Genomic DNA, 14305 nt, shown 5'->3' with positions numbered 1-14305 from the left:
TGCGGCGCAGCCCATTACATGGACAGCGCCGCGAGAAAGAGTGCGACCAGGGCGATTCCCTGCAGGACGACGCGGACGACGATGACGCTGTCCCAGGTGCGCTGCATCTCGCGGACGTCGGCGGGGACGCGGTCGGCGATGACCGCGGCGGTGAGCTGCTTGTTGACCGGCGCGCTGATCCGGGCGTAGATGCCCAGCCAGACGGCCAGCACGGCGACGGCCAGTGCCGCGAAGCCCCCCGCGGCGGTCTTGCCGTCGAGAAACGCCAGGCCGGTGGCCACGACCGCGGCGACCACGCCGACCGCGCCCGGGATCGGCATGCGCTTGTCGGCGACCTCGTGGATCCGGCCGGTGACGGCGGCCAGGGCGCGGTCGTCGATGCGGGCGAAGGCCGTCCGCAGCACCAGGGCGCAGAAAAAATCGGTGCCGTAGACGACCGCGGTCGTCAGAATTGAAATACCTATGGCTGACTGGAACAGAATTTCCATTAGCAAATCCTCGGCGAATGGCCAAGGGCGAGAACGGCTACCGCCGATTCTCCACCTCGGCGTCGGTAGTGGTGATCGTCGCAAATTGTCGTGAACATTATGTTGCACCGTGTGGTGCAAGACATTTCACCGAAATGTGATTGTGGCGATGGCCAGTTCTCGCCCGGCGTGCGTTGTGATCGGTTATGGGGCGATAGGGGGTTCGCTACTCCCGCAACGCCGCGGCTACCAGAATTCCGCCGGCCAATCCCGCTGCTGTGAGCAACTCCCAGGTGTCGGGCGGCCCGGTCACGCCGAGGCGCCCGCGCTTGTTCAGCGTCACCGTGGCGTCCACCAGTTCGAGTGCGACGCCGAGCACGAACCAGTGGCGAACGGGGTGCCCGCGCCGCAGTGACCACACGGTTCCCAGCCCGATCACCACGTCGCGGGTGCCGAACGCGCGGGTGGGCAGCGAGGAGGCGTTGTCGTCGTATTCGCCCGACCACGATTTGGAGACCGTGGCGGGCTGGGTGAGCATGCCGGTGCCGATGGCGATCCGGGCCAGCGCCTGCGACCAGGCCATCTGCCGGACCATGCCCTGCACACGGCGGTGGGCTAGCATCGAATTACCGTTCATCGTTAGGGTTTTCCTCCCGGCAGGCGGCCTCGTCCACGGCGACCACGACCTTTCCGCGGGCGTGTCCGCCCTGACTGAGCAGATGCGCGCCGGCGGCCTCGGGCAGTGGGAAGACCGCGCCGACCGGCACCCGGAACACGCCCTTGGCGGCGAGCGCGGCGACCACAGGCAGGTCGCCGGTGTCGGGCCGGGTGAAGACGTAGGAGCCGCCGAGCTCGCGGGCCTTCGGATCGACCACGGAGGCGAACCGGCCGTGCGGGGCCAGCAGCGGCAGCACGGTGCGCTGGATACGTTTGCCGACCGCGTCGAGCAGCACATCGATCCCGTCGGGGGCGAGTGCGCGGACCGAATCGGCCAGCCCCACCGTGTAATTCACCGGTTCCGCGCCCAGTTCGCGCAGGAAGTCGTGATTGCGCTCGCTGGCGGTGCCGATCACCCGCGCGCCCAGGTGCACCGCGATCTGCACAGCCACGCTGCCGACGCCACCGGCCGCGCCGTGCACCAGCACGGTCTCCCCGCGCTGCACGTCGAGCACCCGCACCAGGGCCTGGTAGGAGGTGAGCGCGGCCAGCGGCATGGCGGCGGCCTCGGCCCAGCCCATGTTCGGCGGTTTGATCGCCAGCGCCCGCACCGGCGCGGGCATCACCTGGGCGAAGCTGCCGCGGCTCAGGTAGTCCTCGCGCACGCAGCCCACAACCTCGTCGCCGACCGCGAATTCGTTGACGCCGATGCCGATCTCGCGCACCACGCCCGACACGTCCGCGCCCGGGACGATGGGGAAGACGGTGTCGGCGAACGGATCCAGGTAGCCCTCGCGGGCCTTCCAGTCGATCGGGTTGACCGCGGCGGCCTTCACGTCGAGCAGCACCCCGTCGAGCGCCATCTTCGGGATGGGCAGCTCACCGTATTCGAGGACCGACGCGTCGCCGTAGCGCCGGTAGAAGACCGCCTTCACGAGCGCACCGCCGCGCCGATATAGGTGGAGGACAGGTCCGCGGTGGTGAACATGATCAGGTTGCCGTCGCGCTTCTTGCCGAGGATGGTCAGCCCGCGCTGCTTGGCCAGCGGCTTCAGCCCGGCGGCGTCGAGGTGGCGGGCCAGCTCGGCGGGTTTGATGAACTGGTGGTGATGGTGGGTGCCGCGGGCGACCATGCCGGTGAGGTACTCCGGGATCCAGATCATCACGATGCGGGCCAGCAGGGTCCGATTGATGGTGTCGTAGCAGAAGATTCCGCCGGGCTCGAGCACCCGCGCGATCTCCCGCACCGCCATGGCCGGGTCGTCCACGTGCTCGAGCACGTCCACGCAGGTGACGACGTCGAAGGTGTGGTCCGCGTAGGGCAGCGCCTCGGCCCGTCCGACGGAGTACTCGATGTTCTTGCCGGTCGACTCGGCGTGCGCGCGGGCAGCGGCGACCAGCCGGGCGGAGGGGTCCATCCCGCTCACCTCGGCGCCGCGCCCGGCCAGGTATTCGGTGGTGAAGCCGCCGCCGCAGCCGACGTCGAGCACCTTCTTGCCCGCCCAGTCCTGGACGTACTTGTCGAAGTACTCGAAGCGCGGGCGCTGGAAGGAGGTGAGCCCCTTCATGGCGGAGTCGTCGTCCCACCAGGATTCGGCGAAGTCGCCGAAGAAGTCGGCCTCGGTCTGGGATTGCTTCATGTCAGACACCGTCTTTCTGCAGTGATGCGGTCGGTTCGGGGGTGCGCCAGCGGGTGGCGTAGGCGATCTGGTCGCGTTCGGCGATGCGGAAGACGAGCCACGGCCACACCAGCCGCATGCCGAATTCGCGCAGCCGGATGAGCAGCGGGTTCTCCACCGCGCCGAGGCGGCCGATGCGCCAGGCCACCTTCTGGAGTCCGGCGGTGCGGGCGCGGCGCTGTTTCTCGTAGCGGCGCAACGCGGTCGCGGGGTCGGTGGTGTCGAGTTCCTCGGCCAGGACGAGGGCGTCCTCGAGGGCTTGGCACGCGCCCTGGCCGATATTGAAGGTGATCGGGTGGGCGGCGTCGCCGAGCAGCGTGACCCGGCCGGCGCCCCAGCGCTTGTCGGGGGCCCGGTCCAGGACGTCGCCGCGGATGATGGCCTCGGGCGGGGTGGCGGCCAGGATCTCCTCGACCGGGGCCATCCAGCCCCGATGTCGTTGCGCCAGTATCTCTCTGGGGTCGCCGTCGTCGTGGCCGCCGGGTTGGCCGTTGGCCACGCTCATCCAGTGCACGACGCCGGGGGCGACGTCGTAGAAGGTGAATCGGGTGCCGGGGCCGAACAGCGCGTAGAAGGTGCCGGTCGGGATCTTCTCGTGTCGCAGTTCGGCTTTGCCGCGCCAGGCGATGTAGCCGGTGTAGCGCGGCCGGGACATGCCGAGCAGTCCGTTGCGGACCATGCCGTTGATGCCGTCCGCGCCGATGAGGACATCACCGCGGACCCGCTCGCCGTCGGACAGTTCGACGGTGACCCCGGTGTCGTCCTGTTCGAAGCCGACGACCGCTGCGCCCGTGCGGATCTCGGCGTCCTCGCCGGTGGCGGTGACCGCCGCGCTGAGGATCCGGTGCAGCACCGACCGCTCGACCGCGATGGTCGGGCAACCGTACTTCTCGATGAACCCGCCGACCGGCCACGCGCCGAACAGGTCCCCGCGCCAGGTCCCGAAGTGGGTGATCTGCTGCACGGGGGCGGTCTCGAGCACCTCGCGCAGCACGCCGAGGCGTTGCAGCGCGATGGTGCCGTTGGTCCAGATGTGCAGTCCCGCACCGCCGTCGCGCAGTTCGGTGGCCCGTTCGAAGACCCGCACGCGGAGGCCGCGCTGTCGCAGCGCGAGGGCCGCGGCCAGGCCGCCGATGCCGCCGCCCGAGATGAGAACCGTCAGTGGCCGCTGCGTCACGGCCGGCCCGCTTCGGTCGTGGCCGCCGCTTCCGTCAAGGACGACACGGTGGCCGCCAGGTCCGCGAGGTCCATGCCGCCGCCCTTGCGGCGCCGGCCCTTGCGTCCCAGCGCGCCCGACATCAGCCAGCCCAGGCCGAGCGCCTCGAGCATGGCGGATTCCACGCCGATGCCCCAGCGTTCGTGGATGAGGCCGTCGGCCAGCCGCCACACCACCACGCCCTTGAACTCGATGGCCTCCCCGGTGGGGTCCATGCCGAGGAATTCGCCGGTGAAGGTGCCGCGCCAGGTGTTGTGGATGACCACGTAGTCGGCGTGCGCGCTGAGTGCCTCGATGGTGACGTGCAGGTCCGGAAAGCCATCGCGCAGACCGGCGATGGTGTACTTGACCCCCGCGGTGCCGTCGGGCGCGCCGGGCAGCGGCTGGTGGTCGACCATGTCGGGGGAGTAGATCTCGTCGACCACCGAGAAGTCGCCCTGGTTGACGAATTCGTCGAAGACGCGGCGGATGATGCGCGCGTTCTCCTCGGCCGTGAACACGTGATCAGGCGACATGGTCGATCACCTCGGCGGATTCGGCGAACGGGGCTTCCCAGCGCAGCGACAGACCGGCGTAGAGGTAGCGGCTGGCCTCCACGGCGAGCAGCAGCACCTGGTCGCCGGGTCGGACCCGGCCCTGGACCCAGCCGTCGTCGAGGGCCAGCGGCACCGCCGCCGAGCCGGTCGCGCCGACGGTGGCGAGGTTCTCGACGATGTTCTTGGCCAGCACCGCCTGGTCCTCGGGAGAGACTCCGGCGGCGTCGAATTCGGCGGTGAAGTAGTCGGCATTGCCCTCGGGCAGCACGCAGGCGTCGATCTCGGCGACGGTGAGCCCGGTGCGCGCCAGCATGTCCTTCATGCCCGCCACGAACACCTGCGGCCCGAAGGTGGCGGTCCCGTTCACGTCGAGCTTCATCTCCACCAGGCGCTTGCGCTTGGCCTGATCGAACACCGGCTCGTGGGTGCCGCCGCCGACGATCTGCATGCCGGGCTTGCGGTCGCCGCCGAGACAGGCGGTGGCGAAATGGAATTCGCCGTTCGGGTCGGCGCTGCCGGGTTCGCCGGCGCGCAGCACGACCGCGCCGGCCCCGTCGCCGAAGGAGTTGACGACCAGCCGGTCGCGCATGCGCACCAGTTCGGGGTCCATGCCGAGGTACATCGGAACCAGCAGCGGCGAAATGGATTCCGCGCCGATCACCACGGCTGTCTTGTAGGTGCCGTCCGCGAGCAGGCGGCGCGCGTAGTCGAGGCCCTGTACGAAACCGGTGCAGGCGGCGCGGAATTCGATGGACGCGCAGTGCGCGAGTCCGAGCTGCTCCTGCACGTAGGTGACCACGGCGGGCAGCTGGTATTCCGGGCTGGCCGAGGACATGACCAGCAGGTCCACCTCCGCCGGGTCGATGTCGGCGCGGGCCAGCGCGCGCCGCGCCGCCGTGGTGGCCATGGCGGAGGTGCCGGTGGTGTGGCGGCCGGTGGCGGGGTCGATGATCCAATGCCGTTGCCGTACTTGGATGTTGTCGAGCACCTCGGCGGGCATGGGCCCGCACAGGCGCTCGAGGGTGGCATTGTCGATCGGGTCCCCGGGCAGGTAGGAGCCGGTGGACAGGATCGACACGTGGCGGGTGTCGAGGTTCGGCATGTTGTCTCCGTTCACGATTCGAGGTGTGCGTTCACGAGTGGGTGGGTGCGTGGGGTCACCGCGGTGTGGCCGCGGGGTGGGTCAGCACGAAGCTGGTGTGGGTGCCGCCCAGCGACGAGCCGTTGACCAGCACCGGGCCCTGGTTCGCGCCGTGCGCCCACGAGGTGATGGCCAGCGCCGCGGCCAGTTGCGCGCCCGCGCCGATGGGATCGCCGAGCACCCGCTTCGGCTCGTGCCGGGCACAGGCCGGGTTCAGGCCGAGCCGATCGACGGCCCGGCGCTCGGGACCGTCCACCGCGGGCAGCCCCGCCGCGCCGGTCCAGACCGCGGTCACGTCTTCCGGTTTCACCCCGGACGCGGCGAGGGCGTCGCGCATGGCCCGCTCCACCCCGTGCCCGCGTGGATCCCAGCGCGCGATGCCGAGCGCATCGCAGGTGGTGGCGTAGCCCGCGAGCACGGCCAGCGGTGTGGCCCCGCGGGCCCGCGCCGTCGAGGCCCGTTCCAGCAGCAGGGTGACGCTGCCCTCGGCGAGCTGGAATTCGCGGCCGTGACGACCGGTGAACACTCCCGCGCCCCGGTAGGCGTCGAGCGCGTAGGGCGAGAGCTCGTCCGCGCCGGTGCACAGGACGGCGTCGGCGCGTCCGGCCCGCAGCAGGTCGAAGGCGGTGCCGAGCGCGGCGGCGCCGGCGGCGTGACCCGAGGTGAGCGTCGAGGTCGGTCCCTTCGCGCCCAGCGCCATCGCGACCTGCCCGGCGGCGGCATTGAAGACGGTATTGGGGAAGATGGCCGGATTGCCTTGCAGCGGACCGCCCAGCACTGTCGGCTCGAAGAACCGGGAGATGCTGCTCATCGGCCCGACACCGGTGCCGAGGACCACGCCCACGCTCTCGTCGGCGGTGAGCCCGGCCGCCGTGAGCGCCTGCTCGCTGGTCGCCACGGCCAATTGACCGAGGCGGTCCATCCGCCGCCGCGCCTTCGCCGGAATGGTCGCCCCCGGATCGGTGCCCACTCGCACCACCCGCAACCCGTTGTGCGACTCGGCGACTCCGGCCCCGGCCCGCCATGCGGCCCAGAGCTGTTCGGCGTCCGCCGCCTCACCGATGAGCACGCCGATCCCGGTCACGACGACCTCGTCGACCTCGCCGGCCGCGCCGGGTATGAGTTCGCCGTGGGTTTCGGCGGGCCGCCCGTACACCACACAGGCGTTGGCCCCGGCGAAGGCGAAATTGTTCGAGGCGGCGACCCGCATGGGCAGGGCCCGGGCCTGGTTCGGCGCGGGATCCAGTCCGCACGCCGGGTCGGTCTCGGCGAAACCGGCTGTCGGCGGGATCATCTCGTCGCGCAGGCCGAGGATGGTGACGATGGCTTCGACGGCCCCGGCCGCGCCGAGCAGGTGGCCGATCATGGATTTGGTGCTGCTCAGCACCACGTCCTGGGCGGCGTCGCCGAGGGCGGCGCGGACCGCGTTGCTCTCGGCCGAGTCGTTCTTCGGGGTCCCGGTGCCGTGCCCGTTGATGTACGGCACGTCGGCGGGGGTGAGCCCGGCGGTGTCGATGGCGGCGCGGATGGCCCGCGCCGCGCCCGCGCCCTGGGGATGCGGTGCGGTGGCGTGGTAGCCGTCGGCGGACATGCCGTAGCCGAGCACCTCGGCGACGATCGGGGCCCCGGCCGCGAGGGCCACCTCGGCGGAGGTCAGCACCATCATGCCCGCGCCCGCGCCGAGCGAGAGGCCGTCGCGGTCACGGGAATACGGCCGCGCCGGTCGCGAGGACAGCGATTCGACGCTGTTGAAGCCGTAGTACGCCATCTCGCTGAGCGCGTCGCTGCCGCCGACCAGCATGGCGTCCGCGCGTCCGGCGCGGATCTGCTCGACGGCGTGGGCCAGGGCGTGGGCACTGGACGCGCAGGCCGTATTGACCGACAGCACCGGGCCTTTCAAGCCGAACGCCGCGCTGAGGGCTTCCGCGCAGAACTGCGGTGACACCAGCAGCAGGTGCCGGTCGTCGCCGAGCCCCAGTTCGTCCGCGCCGACCGTGCGCCCGGCGTCGACCGCGCGGCGGACCGCCTTCTCGGCGCTGCGGATCCCGCTGTTGCAGCTGCCGAAGGCCACACCCCACCGGTGCGCGGGCAGCGCGTCCGGGCGGGGCGCCGCACCTGCCTCCAGCACGCCCAATCCCGCGCCCGCCATGGCTTCCTCGGCGGCGATGAGCGCGTAGTCGATGGCCGGTTCGGGGTCGGTGAGACCGAGCGGGGCCAGGTAGTCGTATTTGGGGCGCGGCGGGTCGAGGATCTCGCCGCCGATGGCCGCGGGCAGTCCGGCGACGGCGAAGTCGCGCAGCGGCCGGATGGCGACCTCGCCGCCGCGCACCCGCTGCCACAGTTCCTCCGCGCCGGCGCCGTGGGCGGTGATCGCGCCGAGCGAGGTGATCACGATGCGCCGGGGCGCCGGACGATGGGTTTCGTGCATGGCCGAAAGTCCTGTCGATCAGTTCGATTGGGTGAGGGTGAGCGCCACGGCCTGGCCCTCCAGGCCGCGGGCCAGGGCCAGCGCGACCCTCGGTCGTGCGTGCCGGGCCGCACCGGTGACGATGTCGAGATCGCATCCGGGGGCCGGGTTCTCGTGATTGGCGGTCGCGGGCACCACGCCGGAGTCCAGGGCCAGCGCCGCCAGGGCGGCATTGAGCGCGCCCGCGCCGCCGACCAGATGCCCGGTCTGGGGTTTGACACTGGTCACGGCCGCCCGGTCGGCGGCCCCGCCGAGGGCGGTGCGCAGCGCCCGCACCTCGCTGGTGTCGCCGAGCGTGGTGGCGCAGCCGTGGGAGAACACGCAATCCGGGCCCGCCGCATCGGCATCCGACAGCGCCGCCGTGATGGCCCGGACCAGGCCGCGGCCGTCGGGGTCGGAGGCGGGCGGGCGCACGCAGTCGTTGCCCATGCCGTAGCCCGCGAGTTCGGCGTAGATGTGCGCGCCGCGCCCCAGCGCCCGATCGCGGTCCTCGAGCACCAGGATGGCCGCGCCGTCGCCGATCACGGAGCCGGTGTGCTCGCGATCGAACGGCCGGAACGCCTTGGCGTCCAGGTCGTTTCGCGGTGACAGCACGCCGAGCCCGTCGAGCTTGGCCATGGCCCACCAGTTGGTGGCGTCGTCGTAGCCGCCCGCCACGGCCAGATCGGCCTCCCCGCGCCGGATGGCGCGCATGGCCCGCCCGATCGCGGTCGCACCGGAATCGGCCGCGCCCGCGTAGAAGGCATTGGGTCCGCGCAGGCCGAACAGCGAGGAGATGTGGTAGGTCCCGCCGTTCTGCAAACCCTCCACGTACGCCAGCGGCGGCACGATGGACCGGGCCAGTTCGCCCAGCTTGCGCATGTCCGGCGCGCCGTCCGCGCCGCGGATGGCCTCCATGTCGGCGATGGAGTCGTCGCGCTGGCAGATGTCCTTGTTGCCACCGAGATACAGCCCGGTGCGGTGGCCGAGGTCGCTGCGCTCGAGCCCGGCGTCGCGCAGCGCGAGGGTGGCGGCCGCGACGCCGTACTGGTCGCCGCGGGTGGAGGTGCGCATGGAGCGCAGCGACAGGAACTTGCCCGGATCGAAGTCGGGGATCTCCGCACCGAGCCGGGTGCGCAGCGGCGACGGGTCGTAGGCGCGCAGCGGTGCGATGCCGGTGCGGCCCGCCACCAGCGCGTCCCAGGTCTCGCGGGCGCCCTCACCGAGCGCCGTGACCAGGCCGACGCCGGTGATCACCACGCGGCGCGCGGTCACGACTGCACCTCGGCGGCAAGGCCGTTCGCGACCGGCGTCGATTGGGCGGGGTCGCCGATCGCCGCGGCGGAATCGCCGGTCACCGCGGCGATCGGCCGACGCGCCAGGCGCAGGTTCTTGATGGCGGCGGCGGTCTTGCCGTCCACCGTGGCGGTCGCCCGCCACACCGACTCGTCCGGATCGGTTCCGGTGCTGACGCTTTCGACGGTCAGGTGCACCTGATCGCCCGGCGTGATGAAGCGCCGGAAGCGCAGCCCGTCGGCGGCGCGCAGCCGCAGCAGCGGATCACCGGCGGCCATGACGGCCAGCGCGATCAGGCTCTCGGTCAGCAGTACGCCGGGCAGGATGGGGCGGCGCGGGAAGTGGCTGTCGAAGAACGGCAGGGTGCCGGTCACGTTCAGCAGGGCCTCGGCGCGAACGCCGGGGTCCACCAACAGGATTCGATCGAATCTCGGGGTGCCGATGCCCGCCGCCGGGAGGTCGGCGGGCGCGGGGTGGGACGCGGTCATGGCTGCTCCCTGAGTTCGGGGGTGTTCGGGGGTGCGCCCACCACGAGGCAGGTATTGGAACCGCCGAACGCGAGGGCGTTGATCATGGCCGCGCGCACCGGCATCCGGCGCGCGCGATGGGGGACGTAGTCGAGATCCAGGGCCCGGTCCGGGGTATCGAGATTGAGGGTGGGCGGCACCACCGCGTCCCGGATCGCGCCCAGCGCCGCCAGCAGGTTCAAGGCCGCGGCCCCGGCGGTGAGATGCCCGGCCATGGATTTGGGCGAGGACACCACCAACCGGTAGGCGTCGTCGCCGAACACCTTCTTGATGGCCCGGGTCTCGGAGACGTCATTGCCGGGCGTGCTGGTGCCGTGCGCCGCGATGTAGTCGATATCTGCGGTGCCCAAATCGGATTCGGTCAGCGCGGATTCCATCGCCTCGATCGCGCCCGCCCCGTCCGGCGGCGAGTCGGTGATCCGCCAGGCGTTCATGGTGGACCCGTAGCCGAGCAGCTCGCCCAGGATCGGCGCGCCGCGCTCGACCGCGGAGTCGTGGTCCTCGAGGACGAAGGACACCGCGCCCTCGCCGATCACGAATCCGCTGCGGTCGGCGTCGAAGGGACGGGAGGCGGCGGCGGGATTGTCGTTGTAGCGGTCGGTCATCGCGCCCAGCAGCCCGAAGCCGAGGATGTCGGCCCAGGTGGTGAGCGAGTCGTAGCCGCCGGCCACCATCATGCGGGCGTCGCCCTCCTGGATCAGCCGGAAGGCCTCGCCGAGGGCGTGCCCGGATCCGGCGCAGGCGGTGTGGATGCCCACCATCGGACCGGTCGCACCGATCAGCCGGACCATGGCGTTGAGGGCCAGGTTCTGATTGCCGGTCAGGGTGGCCGACGGCGCGGGGCGCACGAACGCGTCGGGTTTCCCGGTGCGGGAACGCAATTCGGAGACCCGTAGCACCATCTCCAGGTCGGGCCGGCCCACGCTCGCGCCCATGGCCACCCCGCGATCCGAGGACGGGTAGGGCTGCTCGTCGGCCAGGCCCGCGGAACGCAGGGCCTCGCCGACCGCCGCCAGCCCGAACAGGCCGGGCCGGGACACCCAGCGCCGGTCGGCGGCGGCCGGGATCGCGGTGACCGGATCGAAGGAGTCCGGGACCAGCCCGGCGATCCGGACCGGGAAGGTGGTGCAGTCGAAGGTGGTCAGCGGGCCGATGGCATTGCGCCCGGCCACCAGTCCGTCCCAGGTGGACGGCGCGTCCACGCCGAGCGGCGTGACCGCGCCGACGCCGGTCACCACCACCCGCCGGCGTCCGGCCGGGGTGCTCATCCGACCAGCTCCTCGCCGAGCAGGTGGCGCGCCATCCGTTCGGTGTCGGCCGGGTCGTCGAGCCGGTCGGCGTCGATGAGGGCGCACATGATGTTGCGGGCGTCCATGATCCGCTCGCCGTCGACCTCGATCCAGCCGTCCACCACCGCCGCCTCCGGCGTCGCGTGCACCACCCGGGCCGTCATCCGCAGCACGTCACCGGGTACCGCGTCGCGGTGCATGGTGACTTCGCCGACGGTGAGCAGCGCGGCGCGTTTGGTGTGCGCCGAGCTGAGCAGCACGAGCCAGGCCCCGGCCTGGCACAGCGCCTCGAGGGCCAGGCCGAAGGGCAGCACGGGGCCGGTGGCGGACGGCTGCCAGACGTTCTCGTAGACCGAGGTGAGTTTGCGAGCCGTGATGTGCTGCAACGGTTCCCAGGACTCGATTCGGTCGATGAGATGAAATCGCATGGCAGTCACGTCCTTTCCGATTCAGCGGGATGCCGGGGTGTTCAGCGGGAGACCAGGCGGCCGTTGCTGAGCTGCACCGCGAGGCCGCCGTCGACGCGCAGCAGTTCTCCGGTGACGTAGTCGGCGGCCGGACTGGCAAGCCAGGCCACCGCCTCCGCGACCTGTCCCACATCGCCGTAGCGGCGCATCGGGACATGGGTGCGGCCCTTCCCGTTGTCGCGTTGCAGCAGGTCGCCGATGAGATCGGTGGGGATGACGCCGCCCAGCACGGCGTTCACCCGCACCCCGAACCGGGCCATCTCCACCGCGCAGGCCAGGGTGAGCGCGTTCATCGCGCCCTTGGAGGTGGAGTAGTTCGACTGCCCGGTGAGGCCCTTCTCGCCCATGATCGACGAGACGTTCACGATCGCCCCCTCGCCCTGGGACATCAGGTGCCCGGCCGCGGCGTGCGTGCAGTTGAAGGCGCCGCCCAGGTTGACCTGGATGACCTTCCACCATTCGGCCGGATCCATGTCGTGCAGCAGACCGTCGCGGGTGATGCCCGCGTTGTTGACCAGAATGTGCAAGCCGCCCAATTGATCCCGGGTCTGCTCCACCAGATCCTTGGCCGCCGCCAGCTCGGACACGTCCGCGCCGATGGCGACCGCGCGGCCGCCGAACTCCGCGATCTCGGCGACCACCTCGAGGGCTTCGTCCTTGTGGGAGCGGTAGTTCACCGCGACCGCCGCGCCGCGCCGGGCCAGGGTCAGTGCGACGGCCCGGCCGATGCCGCGGGACGCGCCGGTGACCAGCGCGACCTTGCCGGCGAAATCCTGTTCCGGCATCAGGCGACCTCTTCGGCCTCGGCCGGTGCGGCGGCGCGCTGGGCGACCAGGTCGACCAGGTTGCGCACGGTGACCAAGCCGAGCACCTGCTCGCCGCGCAGCGGGCCGTTGAGCTTGCTGCGGTCGAACTGCGGCAGCACCTTCTCCAGGTGGGCGAGCCCGATCTCGGAGACGATCTCGTTCTCGTCGCCGAACTCGTCGTCGGGGATACCGCCCTGCAGCAGTTCCTGCACGTCGGCGACGGCGATCTTGACGCCGGTGTCGCGGTGGATGCGGAACAGGATGTCGAGCAGGTCGATGGATTCCGCGCCGAGCTCGTCGATCAGGGTGGCGTCGAGGGTCACCTCGGACTGGTCGATGCCGAGGGCGTCGGCGATCGCGTCGGTGACGGCAGGCGCGAAGTCGGTGGTGGTTTCGGGCATGGTGATTCCTTCTTTCTGGGTGAGGGGTTGGTCGGGGACCCCTGCGGCGCCTGCCGCAGGGGTGTGATCGGTGGGGGGAGTCGGGCCGGATCCGGCCTGGCTCAGGCGTATTCGGCGACGGCCGCGGCGATGCGGCGAGCGTCCTGGGTGCTGCGCACGGTGGCGTCGCCGACCATGCGGTTGGCGAGCCCCGACAGCACGCGTCCGGGCCCGATCTCGAGGTAGTCGGTGCAGCCGAGTTCGGCGGCGGTGCCGATCACTTCGATCCAGCGGACCGGGGCGGTGAGCTGGCGGCGCAACAGTTCCCGCGCCTCTTTGCCGCTCGAAATCGGTTGTGCGGTCACGGAACTGATGACGGCGGTGGTGGGATCGCGGAAGTCGGCCAGGTGCAGCCCGGCGGCGAATCGCTCCTCGAGCGACGCCATGAGCGAGCAGTGGAACGGCGCGCCGACCCGCAGCGCGACCAATGAGCCCGCCCCGGCTTCGCGCAGCAGCTCGGTGGCGGCCGCGACCGCCTCCGCCGTCCCCGAGATGACCGACTGGTCCGGCGCGTTGTAGTTGGCGAGCTCGACGACCCCGTCCACGCCCGCGCAGATCTCCTCGATCCGCCCCGCGTCCACCCCGGACACGGCCGTCATCGCGCCCGGCACCGCCGCCGCGATCTCGGCCATCAGCTCACCCCGCAACCGCACCAGCGTCAACGCGTCGGCGAGATCGAGCACCCCGGCCGCGGCCAGCGCCGCGAACTCCCCGAGACTGTGCCCGGCGACCAGATCGGGCGCGAACCCCTCGGCCCGCAGCACCTCGAAGGTGGCCAGCGCCGTGGCCAGAATCGCCGGCTGCGCCACCTCGGTGGCCCGCAACTGCTCCGCGTCCGCCTCCGTGCACAGCGCCCGCATCGGCAGCCCCAGGCACTCGTCGGCCCGCTCGAACACGGCCCCCGCGGTCTCCGGATGCTCACGGATCAAATGCGCGGCCATCCCCTCCCGCTGCGATCCCTGCCCGGGAAACATGGCCAGTACCCGTCGTTGCCCGTCCGGTGCCCCCGGCGCGGCCAACTGCTGGGCCGCCGCGATCAGATTGGCGTTCATGGTGTCTTCCGAATCGTGCAGGTAGCCGGTGGCTACTCGGGGTCAGATCCCGAACGTCGCTGTTCGCGTCCCGAGTATGTGAATCCCGGCTCGAGCGGTCCTCGAGGAAAACCAAACACGCAGTAACCATCCCGGCGCGGCGGTGTTTCGAGGCACCGCGCAGTGTCCCCGGGAGCGCGGAGCGAAGCGCCGAAACGAAACTGTAACGAGTTCTATTGCAGCAAGGTCTTGCTACGTGCGATCCGGGGAAGAGTGGACGCCCGTTCTTCATGAATATTGAAAGCTGT

General features: G+C 71.3%; 15 protein-coding genes. All 15 read right to left on the bottom strand.

Translation table 11 applies throughout. From position 1 onward, the window contains the following. Positions 1–14: 14 nt before the first annotated feature. On the bottom strand, positions 15–488 hold the full coding sequence (locus tag ACQP06_RS27280; RefSeq protein ID WP_357086503.1) for a DUF1772 domain-containing protein: 474 nt from the start codon (positions 486–488) through the stop codon (positions 15–17). Positions 489–693: 205 nt separating this feature from the next. Further along, positions 694–1089, bottom strand: a complete 396-nt coding sequence (locus ACQP06_RS27275) for a hypothetical protein (protein WP_357278846.1) — start codon at positions 1087–1089, stop codon at positions 694–696. Between the two features lie 4 nt (positions 1090–1093). Then, positions 1094–2059, bottom strand: a complete 966-nt coding sequence (locus ACQP06_RS27270) for an NADP-dependent oxidoreductase (protein WP_433667303.1) — start codon at positions 2057–2059, stop codon at positions 1094–1096. Continuing rightward, a complete protein-coding gene (gene ubiG / locus ACQP06_RS27265; protein WP_433667302.1) occupies positions 2056–2763 on the bottom strand; it encodes a bifunctional 2-polyprenyl-6-hydroxyphenol methylase/3-demethylubiquinol 3-O-methyltransferase UbiG in 708 nt (235 codons plus the stop codon). The genes ACQP06_RS27270 and ubiG overlap by 4 nt, the downstream gene beginning before the upstream one ends. A 1-nt stretch (position 2764) precedes the next feature. Continuing rightward, a complete protein-coding gene (locus ACQP06_RS27260) occupies positions 2765–3979 on the bottom strand; it encodes an FAD-dependent monooxygenase (protein ID WP_433667300.1) in 1215 nt (404 codons plus the stop codon). After that, positions 3976–4533 (bottom strand): ester cyclase, encoded by a 558-nt coding sequence (locus ACQP06_RS27255; protein WP_433667298.1) that lies wholly within the window; start codon positions 4531–4533, stop codon positions 3976–3978. Before ACQP06_RS27255 ends, ACQP06_RS27260 begins: the two co-directional genes overlap by 4 nt. After that, a complete protein-coding gene (locus ACQP06_RS27250; RefSeq protein WP_433667296.1) occupies positions 4523–5656 on the bottom strand; it encodes a 3-oxoacyl-ACP synthase III family protein in 1134 nt (377 codons plus the stop codon). The genes ACQP06_RS27255 and ACQP06_RS27250 overlap by 11 nt, the downstream gene beginning before the upstream one ends. A 55-nt stretch (positions 5657–5711) precedes the next feature. Further along, positions 5712–8123 carry a beta-ketoacyl synthase N-terminal-like domain-containing protein gene (locus ACQP06_RS27245; RefSeq protein WP_433667294.1) on the bottom strand — a complete coding sequence of 804 codons (2412 nt, stop codon included), beginning with the start codon at positions 8121–8123 and terminating at the stop codon, positions 5712–5714. Positions 8124–8141: 18 nt separating this feature from the next. Beyond that, positions 8142–9416 carry a beta-ketoacyl-[acyl-carrier-protein] synthase family protein gene (locus ACQP06_RS27240; RefSeq protein ID WP_433667292.1) on the bottom strand — a complete coding sequence of 425 codons (1275 nt, stop codon included), beginning with the start codon at positions 9414–9416 and terminating at the stop codon, positions 8142–8144. Then, positions 9413–9925, bottom strand: a complete 513-nt coding sequence (locus ACQP06_RS27235) for a 3-hydroxyacyl-ACP dehydratase FabZ family protein (protein ID WP_433667290.1) — start codon at positions 9923–9925, stop codon at positions 9413–9415. The genes ACQP06_RS27240 and ACQP06_RS27235 overlap by 4 nt, the downstream gene beginning before the upstream one ends. After that, a complete protein-coding gene (locus ACQP06_RS27230; RefSeq protein WP_433667288.1) occupies positions 9922–11232 on the bottom strand; it encodes a beta-ketoacyl-[acyl-carrier-protein] synthase family protein in 1311 nt (436 codons plus the stop codon). Before ACQP06_RS27230 ends, ACQP06_RS27235 begins: the two co-directional genes overlap by 4 nt. Beyond that, a complete protein-coding gene (locus tag ACQP06_RS27225; protein WP_357086481.1) occupies positions 11229–11681 on the bottom strand; it encodes a hypothetical protein in 453 nt (150 codons plus the stop codon). The genes ACQP06_RS27230 and ACQP06_RS27225 overlap by 4 nt, the downstream gene beginning before the upstream one ends. Before the next feature lie 41 nt (positions 11682–11722). After that, positions 11723–12505, bottom strand: a complete 783-nt coding sequence (locus ACQP06_RS27220) for an SDR family NAD(P)-dependent oxidoreductase (protein WP_357086479.1) — start codon at positions 12503–12505, stop codon at positions 11723–11725. Continuing rightward, a complete protein-coding gene (locus tag ACQP06_RS27215) occupies positions 12505–12927 on the bottom strand; it encodes an acyl carrier protein (protein ID WP_357086477.1) in 423 nt (140 codons plus the stop codon). Before ACQP06_RS27215 ends, ACQP06_RS27220 begins: the two co-directional genes overlap by 1 nt. 101 nt (positions 12928–13028) lie before the next feature. Further along, positions 13029–14018: an ACP S-malonyltransferase gene (fabD, locus tag ACQP06_RS27210; protein WP_433667285.1), complete on the bottom strand. Its 990-nt coding sequence runs from the start codon at positions 14016–14018 to the stop codon at positions 13029–13031. Positions 14019–14305: the final 287 nt, after the last annotated feature.

The organism is Nocardia sp. CA-136227 (assembly GCF_050955695.1).
GTDB lineage: Bacteria > Actinomycetota > Actinomycetes > Mycobacteriales > Mycobacteriaceae > Nocardia.
Note: the sequence above shows the minus strand (reverse complement) of the source record. Positions and strands in the feature narration are given on the sequence as shown.

Coding starts and splice junctions, on each gene's coding strand:
- ACQP06_RS27280 (WP_357086503.1), bottom strand. CDS start 488: ATGGAAATTCTGTTCCAGTCAGCCATAGGTATTTCAATTCTGACGACC.
- ACQP06_RS27275 (WP_357278846.1), bottom strand. CDS start 1,089: ATGCTAGCCCACCGCCGTGTGCAGGGCATGGTCCGGCAGATGGCCTGG.
- ubiG (WP_433667302.1), bottom strand. CDS start 2,763: ATGAAGCAATCCCAGACCGAGGCCGACTTCTTCGGCGACTTCGCCGAA.
- ACQP06_RS27255 (WP_433667298.1), bottom strand. CDS start 4,533: ATGTCGCCTGATCACGTGTTCACGGCCGAGGAGAACGCGCGCATCATC.
- ACQP06_RS27250 (WP_433667296.1), bottom strand. CDS start 5,656: ATGCCGAACCTCGACACCCGCCACGTGTCGATCCTGTCCACCGGCTCC.
- ACQP06_RS27245 (WP_433667294.1), bottom strand. CDS start 8,123: ATGCACGAAACCCATCGTCCGGCGCCCCGGCGCATCGTGATCACCTCG.
- ACQP06_RS27235 (WP_433667290.1), bottom strand. CDS start 9,925: ATGACCGCGTCCCACCCCGCGCCCGCCGACCTCCCGGCGGCGGGCATC.
- ACQP06_RS27230 (WP_433667288.1), bottom strand. CDS start 11,232: ATGAGCACCCCGGCCGGACGCCGGCGGGTGGTGGTGACCGGCGTCGGC.
- ACQP06_RS27225 (WP_357086481.1), bottom strand. CDS start 11,681: ATGCGATTTCATCTCATCGACCGAATCGAGTCCTGGGAACCGTTGCAG.
- ACQP06_RS27220 (WP_357086479.1), bottom strand. CDS start 12,505: ATGCCGGAACAGGATTTCGCCGGCAAGGTCGCGCTGGTCACCGGCGCG.
- ACQP06_RS27215 (WP_357086477.1), bottom strand. CDS start 12,927: ATGCCCGAAACCACCACCGACTTCGCGCCTGCCGTCACCGACGCGATC.
- fabD (WP_433667285.1), bottom strand. CDS start 14,018: ATGAACGCCAATCTGATCGCGGCGGCCCAGCAGTTGGCCGCGCCGGGG.